The sequence below is a fragment of the Geomonas limicola genome (genome assembly GCF_014193675.1).
GTDB lineage: Bacteria > Desulfobacterota > Desulfuromonadia > Geobacterales > Geobacteraceae > Geomonas > Geomonas limicola.
This window is the reverse complement of the sequence record NZ_BLXZ01000011.1, coordinates 45,855-64,040: the sequence shown is the minus strand read 5'-3', so window position 1 is coordinate 64,040 and position 18,186 is coordinate 45,855. Positions and strand designations below refer to the sequence as shown.

At 60.2% G+C, this 18,186-nt stretch carries 12 protein-coding genes, 5 tRNA genes and 1 pseudogene; all 18 read left to right on the top strand.

Going from position 1 to position 18,186, the window contains the following annotated elements; translation table 11 throughout:
- The first annotated feature begins 58 nt into the window (after positions 1-58).
- The 18 genes and pseudogenes from argC (at position 59) to rpsL (ending at position 18,164) form a co-directional block, all read left to right on the top strand.
- Positions 59-1,099 carry an N-acetyl-gamma-glutamyl-phosphate reductase gene (argC, locus tag H7688_RS21260; RefSeq protein WP_183363260.1) on the top strand — a complete coding sequence of 347 codons (1,041 nt, stop codon included), beginning with the start codon at positions 59-61 and terminating at the stop codon, positions 1,097-1,099.
- A 68-nt stretch (positions 1,100-1,167) separates the two neighbouring features.
- Positions 1,168-3,015 (top strand): annotated as a pseudogene (locus tag H7688_RS21255) (YgiQ family radical SAM protein); the annotation flags it as partial.
- A gap of 495 nt (positions 3,016-3,510) precedes the next feature.
- Positions 3,511-3,586 (top strand) — tRNA-Thr (locus H7688_RS21250).
- Between the two features lie 38 nt (positions 3,587-3,624).
- Positions 3,625-3,709 (top strand) — tRNA-Tyr (locus H7688_RS21245).
- Positions 3,710-3,824: 115 nt separating this feature from the next.
- Positions 3,825-3,901: transfer RNA gene (locus H7688_RS21240), tRNA-Gly, on the top strand.
- A 12-nt stretch (positions 3,902-3,913) separates the two neighbouring features.
- Positions 3,914-3,989, top strand: a tRNA-Thr gene (locus H7688_RS21235).
- Between the two features lie 88 nt (positions 3,990-4,077).
- On the top strand, positions 4,078-5,268 hold the full coding sequence (gene tuf, locus H7688_RS21230; protein WP_183363249.1) for an elongation factor Tu: 1,191 nt from the start codon (positions 4,078-4,080) through the stop codon (positions 5,266-5,268).
- Between the two features lie 79 nt (positions 5,269-5,347).
- A complete protein-coding gene (gene rpmG, locus H7688_RS21225; RefSeq protein WP_183363258.1) occupies positions 5,348-5,500 on the top strand; it encodes a 50S ribosomal protein L33 in 153 nt (50 codons plus the stop codon).
- 41 nt (positions 5,501-5,541) lie between these two features.
- Positions 5,542-5,618 (top strand) — tRNA-Trp (locus H7688_RS21220).
- Positions 5,619-5,711: 93 nt separating this feature from the next.
- On the top strand, positions 5,712-5,897 hold the full coding sequence (secE, locus tag H7688_RS21215; protein ID WP_183363257.1) for a preprotein translocase subunit SecE: 186 nt from the start codon (positions 5,712-5,714) through the stop codon (positions 5,895-5,897).
- 11 nt (positions 5,898-5,908) lie between these two features.
- Complete coding sequence (gene nusG, locus H7688_RS21210) at positions 5,909-6,436, top strand: transcription termination/antitermination protein NusG (protein ID WP_183363256.1); 528 nt, start codon at positions 5,909-5,911, stop codon at positions 6,434-6,436.
- A gap of 58 nt (positions 6,437-6,494) precedes the next feature.
- Positions 6,495-6,920, top strand: coding sequence for a 50S ribosomal protein L11 (gene rplK, locus H7688_RS21205; RefSeq protein WP_183356833.1), 426 nt, complete (start codon positions 6,495-6,497; stop codon positions 6,918-6,920).
- Positions 6,921-6,943: 23 nt separating this feature from the next.
- Complete coding sequence (gene rplA / locus H7688_RS21200) at positions 6,944-7,645, top strand: 50S ribosomal protein L1 (protein WP_183363255.1); 702 nt, start codon at positions 6,944-6,946, stop codon at positions 7,643-7,645.
- A 186-nt stretch (positions 7,646-7,831) separates the two neighbouring features.
- A complete protein-coding gene (gene rplJ, locus H7688_RS21195; protein ID WP_183363254.1) occupies positions 7,832-8,356 on the top strand; it encodes a 50S ribosomal protein L10 in 525 nt (174 codons plus the stop codon).
- A gap of 47 nt (positions 8,357-8,403) precedes the next feature.
- A complete protein-coding gene (gene rplL, locus H7688_RS21190; RefSeq protein ID WP_183363253.1) occupies positions 8,404-8,784 on the top strand; it encodes a 50S ribosomal protein L7/L12 in 381 nt (126 codons plus the stop codon).
- Between the two features lie 160 nt (positions 8,785-8,944).
- Positions 8,945-13,063, top strand: coding sequence for a DNA-directed RNA polymerase subunit beta (gene rpoB / locus H7688_RS21185; RefSeq protein WP_183363252.1), 4,119 nt, complete (start codon positions 8,945-8,947; stop codon positions 13,061-13,063).
- 219 nt (positions 13,064-13,282) lie between these two features.
- Positions 13,283-17,440: a DNA-directed RNA polymerase subunit beta' gene (gene rpoC, locus H7688_RS21180; protein WP_183363251.1), complete on the top strand. Its 4,158-nt coding sequence runs from the start codon at positions 13,283-13,285 to the stop codon at positions 17,438-17,440.
- Positions 17,441-17,792: 352 nt separating this feature from the next.
- A complete protein-coding gene (rpsL, locus tag H7688_RS21175) occupies positions 17,793-18,164 on the top strand; it encodes a 30S ribosomal protein S12 (RefSeq protein ID WP_015719175.1) in 372 nt (123 codons plus the stop codon).
- The last annotated feature ends 22 nt before the right edge of the window (positions 18,165-18,186 follow it).

Here is an 18,186-nt window from a genome sequence, read left to right as displayed (position 1 = left end):
CACAGGCCTCTGACATAGAATAGATAACCTGTGAACTGTTTTTCCTGGGAGGTTTTTTATGCTTAAGGTCGCTGTTGTTGGTGCCAGTGGTTATACCGGTGTCGAGCTGCTGAGAATACTCTATGCGCACCCCGAGGTGGCGGTTACCTGTGTCACCTCCGAGCAGAATGCCGGCAAGCCGGTAAGCTCGGTGTTTCCGACCTTGCGCGGGCGCATCGACCTGCCGCTGGAAAACCTGGAGCCGATAGGCATCTCGGAGAAGGTGGATGTGGTCTTCACCGCGCTGCCGCACAAGGCCGCCATGGAAGTGGTCCCGACCTTCCTGAAGATGGGGAAGGACGTGGTCGATCTCTCTGCCGACTACCGCTTGCGCGACGCCGATATTTACGGCCAGTGGTATGAAAAGCATATGAACCCGGAGCTGCTCTCCAAGGCGGTGTACGGCATTCCGGAGCTGCGCCGCGATGTGATCCGCGAGGCCTCGCTGATCGCCAATCCCGGCTGCTACCCGACCAGCACCATCCTTGGCCTGGCGCCGCTGTTGAAAAACAAGCTCATCGATCCGAAGTCAATCATCGTCGATGCCAAATCGGGCGTTTCCGGTGCGGGCCGCGGTGCCAAGGTCGACAACCTGTACTGTGAAGTGAACGAAGGATTCAAACCGTACGGTGTGGGGGGCGTCCATCGTCACATCCCCGAGATCGAGCAGGAGCTGTCGATTCTTAACGGGGCGCCGCTCGCCATCTCCTTTACGCCGCACCTGGTCCCGATGGACCGCGGCATCCTGGCGACGATCTACAGCACTCCGCTGAAGAGTGCCACTGCCGCAGAGCTGGTTGAACTCTACCAGGCGTTCTACGATGGCGAGCCGTTTGTGAGGGTGCTGCCGGAAGGGAGCTTCCCCTCGACGGCGTTTGTGCGCGGCTCGAACTTCTGCGACATCGGCGTCACCGTGGACCAGCGCACCGGGCGGATCATCGTGGTGTCGGCGATCGACAACCTGGTGAAGGGGGCCTCGGGGCAGGCGGTGCAGAACATGAACCTGATGTGCGGCCTGCCGGAGACGCTGGGGCTCGACTTTTTGCCGATTTTCCCGTAACCGTTTTGCAGTAACACCCTTATCGGACCGATCGGTCGGATCAGACTGGTCGGTCCGGTGAAAAAACCATGAAACAGCATCCCGAAAATCCCTCAGTACCCCCGCAGTTTCTCCCCATGACCCTGGCCGAAGCCAGGTCCCGCGGCTGGAACGAACTCGACGTCATCTTCGTTACCGGCGACGCCTACGTGGATCACCCCGCTTTCGGCGTGCCGCTCTTGGCGCGCCTTTTGGAGAGCACGGGGCTCAAGGTCGGCATCATCGCCCAGCCCGACTGGCGCAGCAAGGACGCTTTCATGGCCCTGGGGCGCCCACGCCTGTTCTTTGCGGTGGCCGCCGGCGCCATGGACTCGATGGTCGCCCACTACACCCCGGCCCGCAAGCTGCGCCGCGACGACGCCTACACCCCCGGAAACCGCCACGGCGCCCGCCCCAACCGCGCCACCATTATCTACACCTCGCGACTGAAAGAGGCCTACCGCGACACCCCGGTGGTCATCGGCGGCATCGAGGCGAGCCTGCGCCGCTTTGCCCACTACGACTTCTGGGAAGACAAGGTGCGCCGCTCGGCACTCTTCGACGCCAAGGCCGACCTCTTGGTGTACGGCATGGGGGAAACTCCCCTGCTGGAGCTGGTGGCCCGACTCATGGCTGGCGAACCCTTTGCTTCGATCAGGGATATTCGTGGAACTGCCGTTGCCGCATCGACCCGGCCGGAGGCTGCGGAGGTTGGTGAGTGCGTGGAGTTGCCGAGCTACGAGGACGTCAGTGCCGACAAGGCACGTTATGCCGAGGCGTTTCGACTGCTGAGTGGTGAGCAGAATCCGGGGTGCGCCAAAACGGTACTGCAGCGTCACGCAAGCCGCTACCTGGTGTGCAATCCGCCGGCACAGCCTCTGTCGCAGAAGGCGCTGGACGCCCTCTACGCGCTGCCGTTTGTGAAGGCTCCCCATCCCAGTTACCGTGAGCCGATTCCCGCCTACGAGCAGATCCGCACCTCGATAACCACGCACCGCGGCTGTTTCGGCGGGTGTGCCTTCTGTGCCATCACGCACCATCAGGGAAAGACGATCCAGTCCCGCAGCGAAGCAAGCGTATTGCAGGAACTGGAGCGGCTTGCCAAGCTTCCCTGGTTCCGTGGCTCGGTGAGCGACCTGGGCGGGCCGACTGCCAACATGTTCGGTCTCTCCTGCGGCGATGCCAAGGCTGGCGCGGTCTGTCGCCGGGAGAGCTGTCTCTATCCCCAGCCCTGTCGTAACCTCGTCACCAATGATGCCTCCAGTTCGCGTCTCCTGGTGAAGGCTCGTAAGGTCTCCGGTGTGAAGAACATCGCGGTTTCGTCGGGGGTGCGGTACGACCTGCTGGAGCGCCAGCCGAACTACCTGCGTGAACTCGTCGAGCACCACGTGAGCGGGCTCCTGAAGGTGGCGCCCGAACATCTCTCGGACCGGGTGACTGCGGCGATGCGCAAGCCGGGACGGGAAAGCTTCGTCCGCTTCAGGGATGCCTTCCTGAAACAGAGCGCCCAGAAAGGGAAACGACAGTACATCGTCCCGTACTTCATCTCGGGCCATCCCGGATGCACCTTGTCGGACATGGTGGACCTCGCGCTGCAGCTTCGGCGCTGGAACATGGCGGTGGAGCAGGTGCAGGACTTCACCCCCACGCCCGGGACGCTATCGACCTGCATGTACCACACGGGGGTGGATCCTTTCACCAGGCAACAGGTCTACGTGGCGAAGACGGACCGTGAAAAGGGTTTGCAGAAGGCGCTGTTGCTCTATCACCTGCCGGACCAGCGCAAGCTCTGCCTTGAGGCGCTCAGGGAGTGTGGCAGGGAAGATGCCGCAGCCGAGCTGTTCGGTGCTGGTGAGGGGCATGTGCGTAACAGTGGTGGTAGTGGGAAAAACGCCGGAGCTGCTGGCCGCTCCAGTGGCGGCCGCACTGGCGGTAACGGCTCGGGCGGTGCTGGTGGTGCCAGTGCCGGTACTTCCAGTCGCAGCGCAGGTGGCAAGCGTGACGGCGGTGATCGCCGGCGCTGATGTCGCCACTTCCCTGCGAAAGCCTAAAATTCCCTCCCTCCGAGGGCGAGGGCGAGTTTTAGGGGGGGCTGAAGAGAGAGCTCGGTGCGAGTGCCAAGGCTGACTGAGGGTGACGTGGGTGGGTAGCGTACACCAGCCCCTTCGCACTATTTCGCCTCTCTCGCCATTCTCGTCACTTGCGCGAAAACCCGCAGTCGATATACTACTGGCTTTCGCGCGACCGGCGCCACCGGGGATTCCGCTCGAGACACTTCGCCGAAAAAAATTCAGTGTCGCGAAAAAATTTTGTTGACTTAGATCTGGGTTTGCTATAGAACAGGGATTCGCTTCGCCCAACGAGAACGGGCGCTGCGTAGCGGACGATGATAGGCTGGCGTAGCTCAATTGGTAGAGCAGCTGACTTGTAATCAGCAGGTTGCGGGTTCGAGTCCCATCGTCAGCTCCAGTTCTTTTGCACAGCATGAACAGGTAGGCACACCGTCTGGAGGGATTCCCGAGCGGCCAAAGGGAACAGACTGTAAATCTGTCGTCATCGACTTCGGAGGTTCGAATCCTCCTCCCTCCACCACCAACCCTGCAGATGAGATGGGCATCTGCTCGAGTCCAGGAGACCTTGAACGGTCGCGGAACTGGTAAGGGCGAGGGCACGTTGATTCAAACAACTTCGCTTCACGCTGTCATTGGCGGGAATAGCTCAGTTGGCTAGAGCGTCAGCCTTCCAAGCTGAGGGTCGCGGGTTCGAGTCCCGTTTCCCGCTCCAATAACTAGATAAGCCCACATAGCTCAGTAGGCAGAGCACTTCCTTGGTAAGGAAGAGGTCACCGGTTCGAATCCGGTTGTGGGCTCCACTCCCCTCAGTAAAATCGCATTCACATACTAAACGCTGTTGTATATAATTGAAAAGCTGTCAAGTAGTTACCTCAGGGAGGATTCCTCATGGCAAAAGCGAAATTTGAAAGAACTAAGCCGCATGTCAACATTGGCACCATCGGTCACGTTGACCACGGCAAAACCACCCTGACCGCTGCTATCACCAAGGTGCTGGCCGGTAAAGGCCAGGCTGAGTTCAAAGCATTCGACCAGATCGACAACGCCCCGGAAGAGCGCGAGCGTGGTATCACCATCGCTACCGCCCACGTTGAGTACGAGACCGACAAGCGTCACTACGCTCACGTCGACTGCCCGGGCCACGCCGACTACGTTAAAAACATGATCACTGGTGCTGCCCAGATGGACGGCGCTATCCTGGTTGTTTCCGCAGCTGACGGCCCGATGCCGCAGACCCGCGAGCACATCCTCTTGGCTCGTCAGGTTGGCGTTCCCTACATCGTCGTGTTCCTGAACAAGGCCGACATGGTGGACGACGAAGAGCTCCTCGAACTGGTCGAGCTGGAAGTTCGCGAACTGCTCTCCTCCTACGACTTCCCGGGCGACGACGTACCCATCATCAAGGGTTCCGCTCTGAAAGGCCTGGAAGGCGACAAAGGGCCCCTGGGCGAGGAAGCCATCATCGCTCTCATGGACGCCGTTGACGCGTATATCCCGGAGCCGGTGCGCGCCATCGACAAGCCGTTCCTGATGCCGGTCGAAGACGTGTTCTCCATCTCCGGTCGCGGTACCGTTGCTACCGGCCGTGTTGAGCGCGGTATCGTGAAAGTCGGCGAAGAGATCGAGATCGTCGGCATCAAGAAAACCGCCAAGACCACCGTTACCGGTGTCGAGATGTTCCGCAAACTCTTGGACGAAGGTCGCGCTGGCGACAACATCGGCGCCCTGCTGCGCGGTGTGAAGCGTGAAGAGATCGAGCGTGGCCAGGTTCTGGCCAAGCCGGGCTCCATCACCCCGCACACCAAGTTCAAAGCCGAAGCCTACATCCTCTCCAAAGAGGAAGGCGGCCGTCACACCCCGTTCTTCAACGGCTACCGTCCGCAGTTCTACTTCAGGACCACCGACGTGACCGGCGTGGTTGACCTCGAAGCAGGCGTCGAGATGGTTATGCCGGGCGACAACGTCTCCGTGACCGTCAACCTGATCACCCCGATCGCCATGGACGAAGGTCTGCGCTTCGCAATCCGCGAAGGCGGCCGTACCGTCGGCGCCGGCGTGGTTGCTTCGATCATCGAGTAAGGCCAGTATTTATCGGCGTTGCGGGTCGCTCTTTCAGGGCTGACCCGCAACGCAGAATTTGTTTTAAAAGGATAGGGACATGCCAAGAGATATCATCACGCTGGGCTGCACCGAGTGCAAGCAGCGTAACTACACCACGACCAAGAACAAGAAAAACACCCCGCAGAAACTGGAGTTCAGCAAGTACTGCCGTTTCTGCCGCAAGCATACTCCGCACAAAGAAACGAAGTAGTTACAATTTGAGATCTGAGCTCAAGCTCGGATCTCCGCCGCAGGCCAGTAGCTCTAACGGCTAGAGCACCGGTCTCCAAAACCGGGTGTTGGGGGTTCGAATCCCTCCTGGCCTGCCATTTTATTTCACGTCCCCCCCAAAGCCTCGGGCGGAGGGGGACCGTACCCCCGCAGCCTCGGCTAAGGGGGATTATCAAGTGTGGGGTGTCACAGTGCTCGCGAAAACAAAGAATTTCTTTGAGGAAGTGCAGGCCGAGCTTGCCAAGGTGACTTGGCCGACCCGCAAGGAAACGTTTTCTACTGCCCAGGTTGTCGTCGTTATCATCGTTCTCATCTCGTTATATCTTGGCGCCTGCGACGTGGTCCTTGCAAAGCTCATCAGGTCGATCCTTCGCTAGAGGACTAATACATGGCACATAAATGGTACGGCGTTCACACCTACTCCGGGTTCGAGAACAAGGTGCGGCTCTCGCTTGCAGAGCGCATCAAACAGCTCGAAATGGAGGAGTTCTTCGGGGAGATTCTCATCCCGTGCGAGACCGTCGTCGAACTTAAAAAAGGGGAGAAGAAAACCTCCTCCCGCAAATTCTTCCCGGGGTACATCCTGGTCAACATGGAGCTGAACGACGACACCTGGCACGTGGTCAAAGAGACCGCCAAGGTGACCGGCTTCGTGGGTGGCAACAACCCGTTCCCGATCCCCGACGATGAAGTGAACAAGATCACCCGCAGGATGGAAGAGGGCGCTGAAAAGCCCCGTCCCAAGGTGCTCTTCGAGGTGGGCGAGACGGTACGCGTTATCGACGGCCCGTTCCTCAACTTCTCCGGCGTGGTCGAGGACGTCAAGCCCGACAAAGGGAAGCTGAGAGTCATGGTAAGCATCTTCGGCCGTGCGACGCCGGTCGAGCTTGAGTTCATGCAGGTAGAGAAGCAGTAGGATCACCCGCTGCTGCCAATAGATTGTAGAATCAGGAACGATTCAAAGGAGTAGGAAGATGGCTAAGAAAATTACCGGATACATCAAGCTGCAGGTCCCCGCTGGGAAGGCCAACCCGTCCCCCCCGATCGGACCGGCACTCGGTCAGCACGGCGTCAACATCATGGAGTTCTGCAAAGCGTTCAACGCGAAGACCCAGGGCGATGAGCCCGGCACCGTCACTCCGGTGGTCATCACCGTCTACGCGGACCGCTCCTTCACCTTCATCACCAAGACCCCGCCGGCTCCGAACCTGATCAAGAAGGCTCTCGGCCTGGCCAGCGGCTCCGCGGTCCCTAACAAGACCAAGGTCGGCAAACTGACCAAGGAGCAGGTGCGCGAGATCGCGATGAAGAAGATGCCGGACCTCAATGCCGCGAGCATCGAGGCTGCAATGAAGACCATCGAAGGCACCGCGCGCAGCATGGGCGTCGAGATAGCTTAAGAATAAAGAGAGGGTTAACAGAAATGGCAACGACTAAAAAGCTTAAAGAAGCTTCTGCAAAGATCGACAGGAGCAAAAGCTATCCCCTCAGTGACGGCCTTGAGCTGGTGAAGGGCGCAGCTTTCGCGAAGTTCGACGAGACCGTCGACGTCGCGGTGAAGCTGGGCGTCGATCCCCGCCACGCGGACCAGATGGTGCGCGGCGCGGTAGTGCTCCCCAACGGTCTGGGCAAGGACGTTCGCGTCCTGGTCTTCGCCAAGGGCGAGAAGGAAAAAGAGGCTCGCGACGCTGGCGCCGATTACGTCGGCGGCGACGACCTGGTCGCCAAGATCCAGGGCGGCTGGTTCGAGTTCGATACCGCTATCGCTACCCCCGACATGATGGGTGTGGTCGGTAAGATCGGTAAGCTCCTCGGCCCCCGCGGCCTGATGCCGAACCCGAAAGTCGGTACCGTAACCTTCGATCTGGCCCGCGCTATCAAGGAGTCCAAGTCCGGTAAGGTCGAGTTCCGCGTCGAGAAGGCCGGTATCGTACACGCCCCGGTTGGCAAGGTTTCCTTCCCGGCCGAGACGCTGCGCCAGAACGTGGCTGCCCTCCTGGAAGCTCTCCAGAAGGCGAAGCCGGCTGCCGCAAAAGGGACCTACATGAAGAAGGTGAGCATCTCCTCCACCATGGGCCCCGGCGTCAACATCGATCTCGCCGACATCGGCGCGATCTTGAAATAAAAAGTTTCACTTAAGCTGTAAAGCCAAAGTCAAAGACAGTTGGTGCTGATCCAGGTTACGTGTGGGAGAGGCTTAATCGCCTAGCGCGGCCAGCCGAGACTAAGGGGAATATGTTGTGGAGTTATCCGCAACTTCCTGACTTTGGCGGGGTTTCGGCCCCTATACCAAAAGAAAGGAGGAAGGCGCTTGAATAAGGAAAGCAAATCAGTACTTGTTGCCGAGATGCACGACAAGCTCCTGAGGGCGCAGGCAATCTTTGCCGCCGATTTCCGCGGCATGACCGTGGGCCAGGCAACCGATCTCAGGAACGAGCTGCGCAAGGCGAACGTCGAGTACAAGGTCGTCAAGAACACCCTGCTCGAGATCGCCGCAAAGGGCACCGACAAAGAAGGTCTGAACCCCTTCTACAAAGGCCCCACCGCGATCGCTCTGAGCTACGACGATCCCGTCGCTGCTGCCAAGGTTCTGTCCAAGTTCAACAAGGATGCAACCATTCCCTTCAAATTGAAGGGTGCGGTGCTCACCGGCAAAACCATCGACGTCAACGACATCCAGGCCCTTGCCGATCTGCCGAGCCGCGAAGTTCTTCTCGCGAAAATGCTGGGCAGCATGCAGGCACCGGTCCAGAACTTCGTCGGCGTTCTGGCAGCCATTCCGGGCGGCTTCGTGCGTGCCCTGGACGGCATTCGTGCACAGAAAGCTGGCAACTAACCACCAACTACTGACACACTAAACATATTCCCTGGAGGAAAGAAGAAATGGCTATCACCAAAGAAGAAGTAATCAGCTTTATCGAGAACATGACCGTCCTGGAACTTGCTGGCCTCGTGAAAGAGCTCGAAGAGAAGTTCGGCGTTTCCGCTGCTGCTCCGGTTGCCGTTGCTGCTGTTGGCGCTGCTCCGGCTGCTGCTGAGGCTGCTGAAGAGCAGACCGAGTTCGACGTCATCCTGAAAAGCGCTGGCGCCAACAAGATCGCAGTCATCAAGGTCGTGCGCGGCCTGACCTCCCTGGGCCTCAAAGAAGCCAAGGACCTGGTTGACGGCGCTCCGCAGCCGGTCAAAACCGGCATCTCCAAAGCCGAAGCTGACGACGCCAAGAAGCAGCTGGTCGAAGCAGGCGCTGAAGTTGACGTCAAGTAAGTAAGCCAGCTCCGATCTTCATCCAAGCCAAGGTCGCTTTTTGCGGCCTTGGCTGTTCCATTTTTAGGTTGAGGCCGCTTCACCCACGCCTCCCGCAGCAAAAAGCAGGATTTCCCAAGGGGGTGAAGGTCTTTCCAAGGCGTTCACCAAAGGAGAAGAAATGGCTTATTCAATCGCGAATAACCCCCTGTTGCGCAAAAACTTCGCCAAGATCGAAAAGATCATCGACATACCGAACCTTATCGACATCCAGAAGAATTCCTACAAGAGATTCCTCCAACTCGACACGCCTGTGGATGCACGCAAGAACTCCGGTCTGGAAGCGGTGTTCAGAAGCGTGTTTCCCATCAAGGACTTTAGCGACACGGCCTCGCTTGAGTACGTCTCGTACTCGCTGGGCGCGCCCAAGTACGACGTGGAAGAGTGCCACCAGCGCGGGATGACGTTTGCTGCCCCGATGAAGGTGAAGGTGAGGCTGGTCGTCTGGGATGTCACCAAGGACCCCGGTAGCCGTTCGATCCGAGACATCAAGGAACAGGAGGTCTATTTCGGCGAAATCCCGCTGATGACCGACAACGGGACCTTTATCATAAACGGCACCGAGCGCGTTATCGTGAGCCAGTTGCACCGCTCGCCGGGCGTGTTCTACGACCACGACAAGGGGAAGACCCACTCTTCCGGCAAGGTGCTCTACTCGGCCCGCGTGATCCCGTATCGCGGTTCGTGGCTTGACTTTGAATTTGACCATAAAGACATCCTTTATGTTCGCATAGACCGTCGTCGCAAGATGCCGGCCACCGTGCTCCTGAAGGCACTGGGCTACTCCAACGACGCGCTGATCAACTACTTCTACAAGTCCGAGGAAGTCCAGGTCGGCGAGAACGGCGCACTCACGAAGCTCGTGGATGCTGAGCTCCTCTCCAACCAGAAGGCGATGGTCGACATCGTGAACCCGGCAACCGGCGAGGTGATCCTCAAGGCGAACCGCAAGTTCACCAAGGCCGCGCTGAGGAAGATGGCCGAGAACGGCATCAAGGAGATCCCGATCACCATCGAGGAGATCGTCGGGAAGGTCGCTTCCCACGACATCTTCGACCCGGCTACCGGCGAGATCCTGGCCGAGTGCAACGAGGAGCTGACCCAGGCGAAGATCGAGGAGATCATCCAGAAGGGGATCGCCAGCTTCCAGGTGCTCTTCATCGACAACCTGCACGTCACCTCGAGCCTCAGGGACACCATCCTGATCGACAAGATCGGCTCCACCGACGAGGCGCTCATCGAGATCTACCGCCGTCTGCGTCCGGGCGATCCGCCGACCCTGAAGAGCGCTTTGGTACTCTTCGACAACCTGTTCTTCAACGCCGAGCGCTACGACCTCTCCGCCGTAGGCCGCCTGAAGTTGAACTACAAGCTGGGCGTGGACGTGCCGCTTGACTGCATGACGCTCACCCGCGAGGACATCCTCGAGGTGGTGCGCTACCTGATCGAGCTGAAAAACGGCAAGGGGAACATCGACGACATCGACCACCTCGGTAACCGTCGCGTGCGTGCCGTGGGTGAACTCCTCGAGAACCAGTACCGCATCGGCCTGGTCCGCATGGAGCGCGCCATCAAGGAGCGCATGAGCCTGCAGGAGGTCGAGAACCTCATGCCGCACGACCTGATCAACTCCAAGCCGGTTTCCGCCGTCGTGAAGGAGTTCTTCGGTTCCTCGCAGCTCTCGCAGTTCATGGACCAGACCAACCCGCTCTCCGAGGTTACCCACAAGCGCCGTCTTTCGGCTCTTGGACCGGGGGGCCTGACCCGCGAGCGTGCCGGCTTCGAGGTCCGCGACGTACATCCGACCCACTACGGTCGCGTCTGCCCGATCGAGACCCCGGAGGGTCCGAACATCGGTCTGATCGCGTCGCTCTCCACCTACGCCCGCATCAACGAGCACGGCTTCGTCGAGACGCCGTACCGCGTGGTAAGCGAAGGGAAGGTGACCGACGAGGTGCGCTTCTTCTCGGCTCTCGAGGAGGAAGGTCACGCCATCGCCCAGGCCAATGCCGAGGTCGACGAGACCGGCCGCTTCGTGGCCGACTACATCTCGGCACGTAAGTCCGGCGAGTTCGTCCTGGTGGGACGCGACGAGCTGGAGCTCATGGACGTGGCACCGATGCAGCTTGTATCGGTCGCGGCTTCGCTCATCCCGTTCCTCGAGAACGACGACGCAAACCGCGCACTCATGGGTTCGAACATGCAGCGCCAGGCAGTACCGCTCTTGCGCGCCGACTCCCCGCTGGTCGGAACCGGCATGGAGCGCGTCGTGGCCCGCGACTCCGGGGTTTCCTCGGTGGCGCGTCACAACGGCGTGGTCGAGTCGGTCGATGCCGGCCGTATCGTCGTGAAGATCGACGAGGACCAGTACGACGCAACCGGCACCGGCGTGGACATCTACAACCTGATCAAGTTCGCCCGTTCGAACCAGAACACCTGCATCAACCAGAGGCCGGTCGTCAAGGTCGGCGACCACGTGATAGCCGGCGACATCATCGCCGACGGCCCGTCCACCGACATGGGCGAGCTGGCTCTGGGGCAGAACGTGCTGGTAGCCTTCATGCCGTGGGGCGGCTACAACTACGAGGACTCCATCCTCATCTCCGAGCGCCTGGTCAAGGACGACCGCTACACCTCGATCCACATCGAGGAGTTCGAGGCGGTGGCCCGCGACACCAAGCTCGGCAAGGAAGAGATCACCTCGGATATCCCGAACCTGGGCGAAGAGACCCTGAAGGACCTCGACGAGTCCGGCATCATCCGGATCGGCGCCGAAGTCCGCCCGGGCGACATCCTGGTCGGCAAGATCACTCCGAAGGGCGAGACCCAGCTCTCCCCGGAAGAGAAGCTCTTGCGTGCCATCTTCGGCGAGAAGGCCGGCGACGTGCGCGACACCTCGCTCAGGGTTCCGCCGGGGGTGGAAGGTACCGTCATCGGCGCCAAGATCTTCTCGCGTAAAGGGGCCGACAAGGACGCCCGTACCGAGATCATCGAGAAGGCCGAGGAACAGCGCCTCAGAAAAGACGAACAGGACGAGATCCGCATCATCCGCGACTCCGCCATGGGCAAGCTGAAGAAGCTCCTGGTCGGGCGCGTGGCAGCCAACAAGATCGAAGGTACCGACGGCAAGGTGCTGATCGCCAAGGGTGCCGCCATCACCGAGGAGATGCTGAAATCCTTCTCGATGGACCGCTGGGACGAGATCTCCATCGCTGACGACGATACCGTCGATGAAAAAGTGGCACAGACCCTGTCCACCCTGAACCAGCAGATCGACATCATCAAGTACGTCTTCGACGACAAGGTACAGAAGCTGCGCCGCGGCGACGACCTGCCGCCGGGCGTCATCAAGATGGTCAAGGTCTACATCGCCATCAAGCGTAAGCTCCAGGTCGGCGACAAGATGGCAGGCCGCCACGGTAACAAGGGTGTCGTTTCCCGCATCCTGCCGGAAGAGGACATGCCGTACATGGAAGACGGCCGTCCGGTCGAGATCGTTCTGAACCCGCTGGGTGTTCCGTCCCGTATGAACGTGGGGCAGATCCTCGAGACCCACCTGGGTTGGGCTGCACGCGGCCTGGGCTGGAAGATCGAGGAGTTCCTCGAGAAAAACAGCCCGCAGGACGAGGTGAAGCGCTTTCTCAAGGGCGTTTACCACGACCCCGACATGCACAAGTTCATCGACAAGCTGGAGGGCGAGGAGCTCGTCAACGTCGCCAAGCGCCTGAAGCGCGGGGTGCCGATGGCCTCCCCGGTCTTCGAAGGTGCTTCCGAGGAGTCGATCCAGGCGATGATGCAGCACGCCGGCTTCGAAACCACCGGCCAGGTCACCCTGTACGACGGCAAGTCCGGCGACAAGTTCATGCACAAGGTCACCGTCGGTATCATGTACGTCCTGAAACTGCACCACTTGGTTGACGACAAGATCCACGCCAGGAGCATCGGTCCCTACTCGCTCGTCACCCAGCAGCCGCTGGGCGGCAAGGCGCAGTTCGGTGGTCAGCGTCTGGGTGAGATGGAGGTCTGGGCAATGGAGGCCTACGGCGCCGCCTACGCGCTGCAGGAGTTCCTCACCGTCAAGTCGGACGACGTGGCGGGGCGCACCAGGATGTACGAGGCGATCGTCAAGGGTAAGCACACCCTCGAGCCGGGTCTGCCGGAGTCGTTCAACGTGTTGATCAAGGAACTGCAGTCCCTGGGTCTCGACGTCGAACTGCTGGAAGGCGGCGACGACGAGTAAGTCGTTCCGCAGGACCACGAACCCTACCCACCCCCTCCCTTGACGGGAGGGGGCAAGGGTGGGTGAAGCCGCAAAGCTCTGTCCATGCGGCAGCGCAGAGATGGCACCTACCCCCACCCCCTAACCCCCTCCCGCGAGGGGAGGGGGATGTCCCGGGTAGCTGGCAGCAGGGTTTTCAACCGATCTTTGTCACTCCTACAGATACAGGAGGAAATTACTTTGGAAGATATTTTCAACTTTTTCGATAAGCCGAAGGATCCGCTCCACTTCTCCTCCATCAAGATCTCCATCTCCTCCCCGGAGAAGATCCGCGAGCGTTCGTTCGGCGAAGTAAAGAAGCCGGAGACCATCAACTACCGTACCTTCAAGCCGGAGCGCGATGGCCTTTTCTGCGCCAAGATCTTCGGACCGACCAAGGACTACGAGTGCAACTGCGGCAAGTACAAGCGCATGAAGCACCGCGGCATCGTCTGCGAGAAGTGTGGCGTCGAAGTCATCCCTTCCAAGGTGCGTCGTGAGCGCCTGGGTCACATCGACCTGGCCACTCCGGTCGCCCACATCTGGTTCCTGAAGTCCCTGCCGTCGCGTATCGGCAACCTGATGGACATCACCCTGAAAGACCTCGAGAAGGTGCTCTACTTCGAGGCCTACGTGGTGACCGATCCCAAGAACACCGGCCTCACCTTCGGCCAGGTGCTCTCCGAGGACCAGTACCAGAAGGCGCTCGAGGAGCACAACTACGGCTTCGAAGCCGGCATGGGCGCCGCCGCCATCCGCACCTGCCTCACTGCCATGGACCTCGACCAGCTCTCCGAGAGCCTGAGGATCGAGATGCAGGAGGCGACGAGCGAGGCCAAGCGCAAGAAGACCGCCAAGCGCCTGAAGGTCATCGAGGCCTTCAAAAACTCCGGCAACAAGCCCGAGTGGATGATCCTCGAGTGCATCCCGGTACTTCCGCCGGAGTTGCGCCCGCTGGTCCCCCTGGACGGCGGCCGCTTCGCGACCTCGGACTTGAACGACCTCTACCGTCGCGTCATCAACCGCAACAACCGGTTGAAGCGCCTCATGGAACTGCAGGCTCCGGAAGTCATTATCCGCAACGAGAAGCGCATGCTGCAGGAGGCGGTTGACGCCCTGTTCGACAACGGCCGCCGCGGCCGCGCCATCGCCGGCCCGAACAAGCGTCCGCTGAAGTCGCTCTCCGACATGCTCAAGGGCAAGTCGGGCCGCTTCCGTCAGAACCTTCTCGGTAAGCGTGTCGACTACTCCGGTCGTTCGGTTATCGTCGTCGGTCCGGAACTGAAGCTGCACCAGTGCGGTCTCCCCAAGAAGATGGCGCTCGAGCTCTTCAAGCCGTTCATCTACAACAAGCTCGAGGAACGCGGCTTCGTCACCACCATCAAGAGCGCCAAGAAGATGGTTGAGAAGGAGAAGCCGGAGGTCTGGGACGTACTCGAAGAGGTCATCAAGGAGCACCCGGTCATGCTGAACCGTGCTCCGACGCTGCACCGCCTCGGTATCCAGGCGTTCGAGCCGGTACTCATCGAAGGTAAGGCAATCCAGCTGCACCCGCTGGTCTGCACCGCGTTCAACGCCGACTTCGACGGTGACCAGATGGCAGTCCACCTGCCGCTCTCCGTGGAGAGCCAGGTCGAGACCCGCGTGCTCATGATGTCCACCAACAACATCCTGTCCCCGGCGCACGGCAAGCCGATCATCGTGCCGTCGCAGGACATGGTTCTTGGTATCTACTACATGACCCGCGACAAGTACTTCGCCCTGGGTGAAGGTAAGATCTTCGCCTCCCCGGACGAGGTAGCCTTCGCCCTCGACGCCGGCGAGATCCACCTGCAGGCGCGCATCAAGGTGCGCATGAAGAACCTGGAGAGCGACGAGCAGCCGGGTCTCATCGAGACCACCACGGGCCGCGTCATGCTGCGCGACATCCTGCCGCCGCAGGTCCCCTTCTCGGCCATCAACAAGGTGATGACCAAGAAGGAGCTCTCGAACCTGGTGGACACCTGCTACCGTCTGGCCGGCAACAAGGAGACCGTGATCCTGGCCGACAAGCTGAAGGCGATCGGTTTCCGCTACGCCGCCAAGGCCGGTATCTCCATCTCGATCAACGACATGGTTATCCCGGAAGGGAAGCCGGCCATCATCTCGCGTGCCACCGAAGAGGTGCAGGAGATCCAGAACCAGTACACCGAAGGTCTCATCACCGACGGCGAGCGCTACAACAAGGTCATCGACATCTGGGCGAAATCCACCGAGGAGATCGCCAAGGAGATGCTGGACAACCTGTCCCGCGACACCCTGATCGATCCGGAAGGCAAAGAGGTGAAGGTCCCGTCCTTCAACGCGATCCACATGATGGCCGACTCCGGTTCCCGTGGTTCCGCCCAGCAGATCCGCCAGCTGGCCGGTATGCGTGGTTTGATGGCCAAGCCGTCCGGCGAGATCATCGAGACCCCGATCACCGCGAACTTCCGCGAAGGCCTCACGGTGCTCCAGTACTTCATCTCGACCCACGGTGCACGTAAAGGTCTCGCCGATACCGCGCTCAAGACGGCGAACTCCGGTTACCTGACCCGCCGTCTGGTCGATGTCGCCCAGGACGCCATCATCACCGAGATGGATTGCGGCACCCTGGACGGCCTCACCGTCTCCTCGCTTACCGAGGGGGGCGAAATCATCGAGCACATCGGCGACCGTATCCTCGGCCGCGTGGCCCTGGACGACATCCTCGACCCGGTCACCGGCGACGTGCTGGTCCCGGCCAACGAGGAGATCGACGAGACCCTGGTCGCCCGGATCGAGGCCGCCGGTCTCGAGAAGGTCAAGATCCGCTCGGTGCTCACCTGCGAAAGCCGTCGCGGCATCTGCGCCAAGTGCTACGGCCGCGACTTGGCACGCGGCCACCTGGTGAACCGCGGCGAAGCGGTCGGCGTCATCGCCGCCCAGTCGATCGGCGAGCCGGGTACCCAGCTGACCATGCGTACCTTCCACATCGGTGGTACCGCATCCCGTCGCGCTGAGCAGACCTCGCTGGAATCCCGCACCGAGGGGCGCGCCAAGTTCATCAACATCAACTACGTAACGAACTCGGAAGGGCACCACATCGTCATGAACCGTAACGGCGAACTGGCCGTGGTGGACGAGACCGGTCGCGAGCGCGAGAAGTACTCCGTCGTGTACGGCGCGAAGATCAAGGTCAGCCCGGACGGCCCGGTCAAGCAGGGCGAGTCCATCGCCGAGTGGGACCCGTACACCATGCCGATTCTTACCGAGATCTCCGGTAAGGTGAAGTTCGGCGACGTCATCGAAGGCGTCACCATGGAGGAGCAGGTCGACGAAGTAACCGGCCTGTCCCGCAAGGTCATCATCGAAACCCGCGACGCCGACAAGCGTCCGCGCATCACCATCAAGGACGAGTCCGGAAAAACCGCCAAGATCGGCGAAAACCTCCTGGCCCGCTACTACCTGCCGGCCGGCTCGAACATCAACGTCACCGAGGAAACCATCGTCAAGGCAGGTGACGTGATCGCCAAGATCCCGCGTGAAACCACCAAGACCAAGGACATCACCGGTGGTCTGCCGCGAGTCGCCGAGCTCTTCGAAGCTAGAAAGCCGAAAGACTTCGCGGTCATCACCGAGATCGACGGCGTGGTCGCCTTCGGCAAGGACGCCAAGGGCAAGCGCAAGGTCATCGTGACCCCGGAATTGGGCGAGCCGAAAGAGTACCTGATCCCGAAAGGCAAGCACATCTCGGTGCACGAAGGGGATCACGTGCGCGCCGGCGAGGCGCTCATGGACGGCTCCTCCAACCCGCACGACATCCTCCGCGTCCTGGGCCAGAAGGAACTGGCCAAGTACCTGGTGGACGAGGTGCAGGAGGTCTACCGTCTGCAGGGCGTCAAGATCAACGACAAGCACATCGAAACCATCGTACGTCAGATGCTCAGACGCGTCAGGGTGAAGGACGTGGGCGACACCAACCTCCTGATCGACGACCAGATCGAGCGTTGGGTCTTTGAGGAAGAGAACGAGAAGGCACTGGAGAAAGGCGGGCGTCCTGCCACTGCAGAGTCGCTGCTCCTCGGTATCACCAAGGCATCGCTCTCGACTGAGTCATTTATTTCTGCTGCCTCCTTCCAGGAGACAACAAAAGTGTTGACACAGGCCTCAATCGAAGGTAAAGTCGACAGTCTTCGCGGTTTGAAGGAAAACGTCATCATGGGTCGGCTGATCCCGGCTGGTACCGGGCTCGCCCTGTACCGCAATCTGCGCATGGTGGCCGAGGAGCCGGTAATCATTCCGGAGCCGGTGGAGCCCGAAGAAGAAGTGTTCGACGACAACGAGGTCGACGAAGCATAAGGCCTCGCTTCAAGCAGTACCTACAACTTGGTGCAGTGTGTTCCGCTACTCTGCACTCCGCCTCCCCTAACCGGGAGGGTTGCAATTGAAGATGGGTAGGGACGGGGTTTTACCCCGTCCCAGCTCTCCCGCCTCCTGACCGTGGCGGAGTAAATTGCGATAACTGCTCGCTTGGCGCGCGGTGAAGGGGTGGGCCTTCAAAGGGCAAAAGTAGCGGTTGTTTTGCGCCCTGGGTTGACGGTTTTTTAGAGGGCTATCGTAAATTTGTTGACAGGCGGATTGAATATCTGCTATATTCGGCGCTTCCGCAGGGAGTCCCCCTGGTCTGGAAGTACCGCGCGAGAGGGTTTAAATGCCAACTATCAATCAGCTTATTCGTCATGGTCGGGAGTCTAAGGGTGAAAAATCCACTGCTCCGGCACTCAGGAGCTGCCCGCAGAAACGCGGCGTTTGCACCAGGGTTTACACCACTACTCCGAAGAAACCGAACTCCGCACTCCGCAAGGTGGCGAGGGTTAGGCTTACCAACGGCGTTGAGGTAACCTCCTATATCCCGGGCGTTGGTCACAACCTCCAGGAGCACTCCGTTGTCCTCATCAGGGGCGGCAGGGTTAAGGACCTTCCGGGTGTGCGTTACCACATCGTTCGCGGCACGCTCGACTCCGTCGGCGTCAAGGGCCGCATGAAGAGTCGTTCCAAGTACGGCGCTAAGCGTCCCAAGTAACGTCCCAAGTAAATCGAGGAGA

Excerpts from the sequence above, each read along its gene's own strand:
- argC (WP_183363260.1), top strand. The coding sequence starts at position 59 with ATGCTTAAGGTCGCTGTTGTTGGTGCCAGTGGTTATACCGGTGTCGAG.
- tuf (WP_183363249.1), top strand. The coding sequence starts at position 4,078 with ATGGCAAAAGCGAAATTTGAAAGAACTAAGCCGCATGTCAACATTGGC.
- rpmG (WP_183363258.1), top strand. The coding sequence starts at position 5,348 with ATGCCAAGAGATATCATCACGCTGGGCTGCACCGAGTGCAAGCAGCGT.
- nusG (WP_183363256.1), top strand. The coding sequence starts at position 5,909 with ATGGCACATAAATGGTACGGCGTTCACACCTACTCCGGGTTCGAGAAC.
- rplK (WP_183356833.1), top strand. The coding sequence starts at position 6,495 with ATGGCTAAGAAAATTACCGGATACATCAAGCTGCAGGTCCCCGCTGGG.
- rplA (WP_183363255.1), top strand. The coding sequence starts at position 6,944 with ATGGCAACGACTAAAAAGCTTAAAGAAGCTTCTGCAAAGATCGACAGG.
- rplL (WP_183363253.1), top strand. The coding sequence starts at position 8,404 with ATGGCTATCACCAAAGAAGAAGTAATCAGCTTTATCGAGAACATGACC.
- rpoB (WP_183363252.1), top strand. The coding sequence starts at position 8,945 with ATGGCTTATTCAATCGCGAATAACCCCCTGTTGCGCAAAAACTTCGCC.
- rpsL (WP_015719175.1), top strand. The coding sequence starts at position 17,793 with ATGCCAACTATCAATCAGCTTATTCGTCATGGTCGGGAGTCTAAGGGT.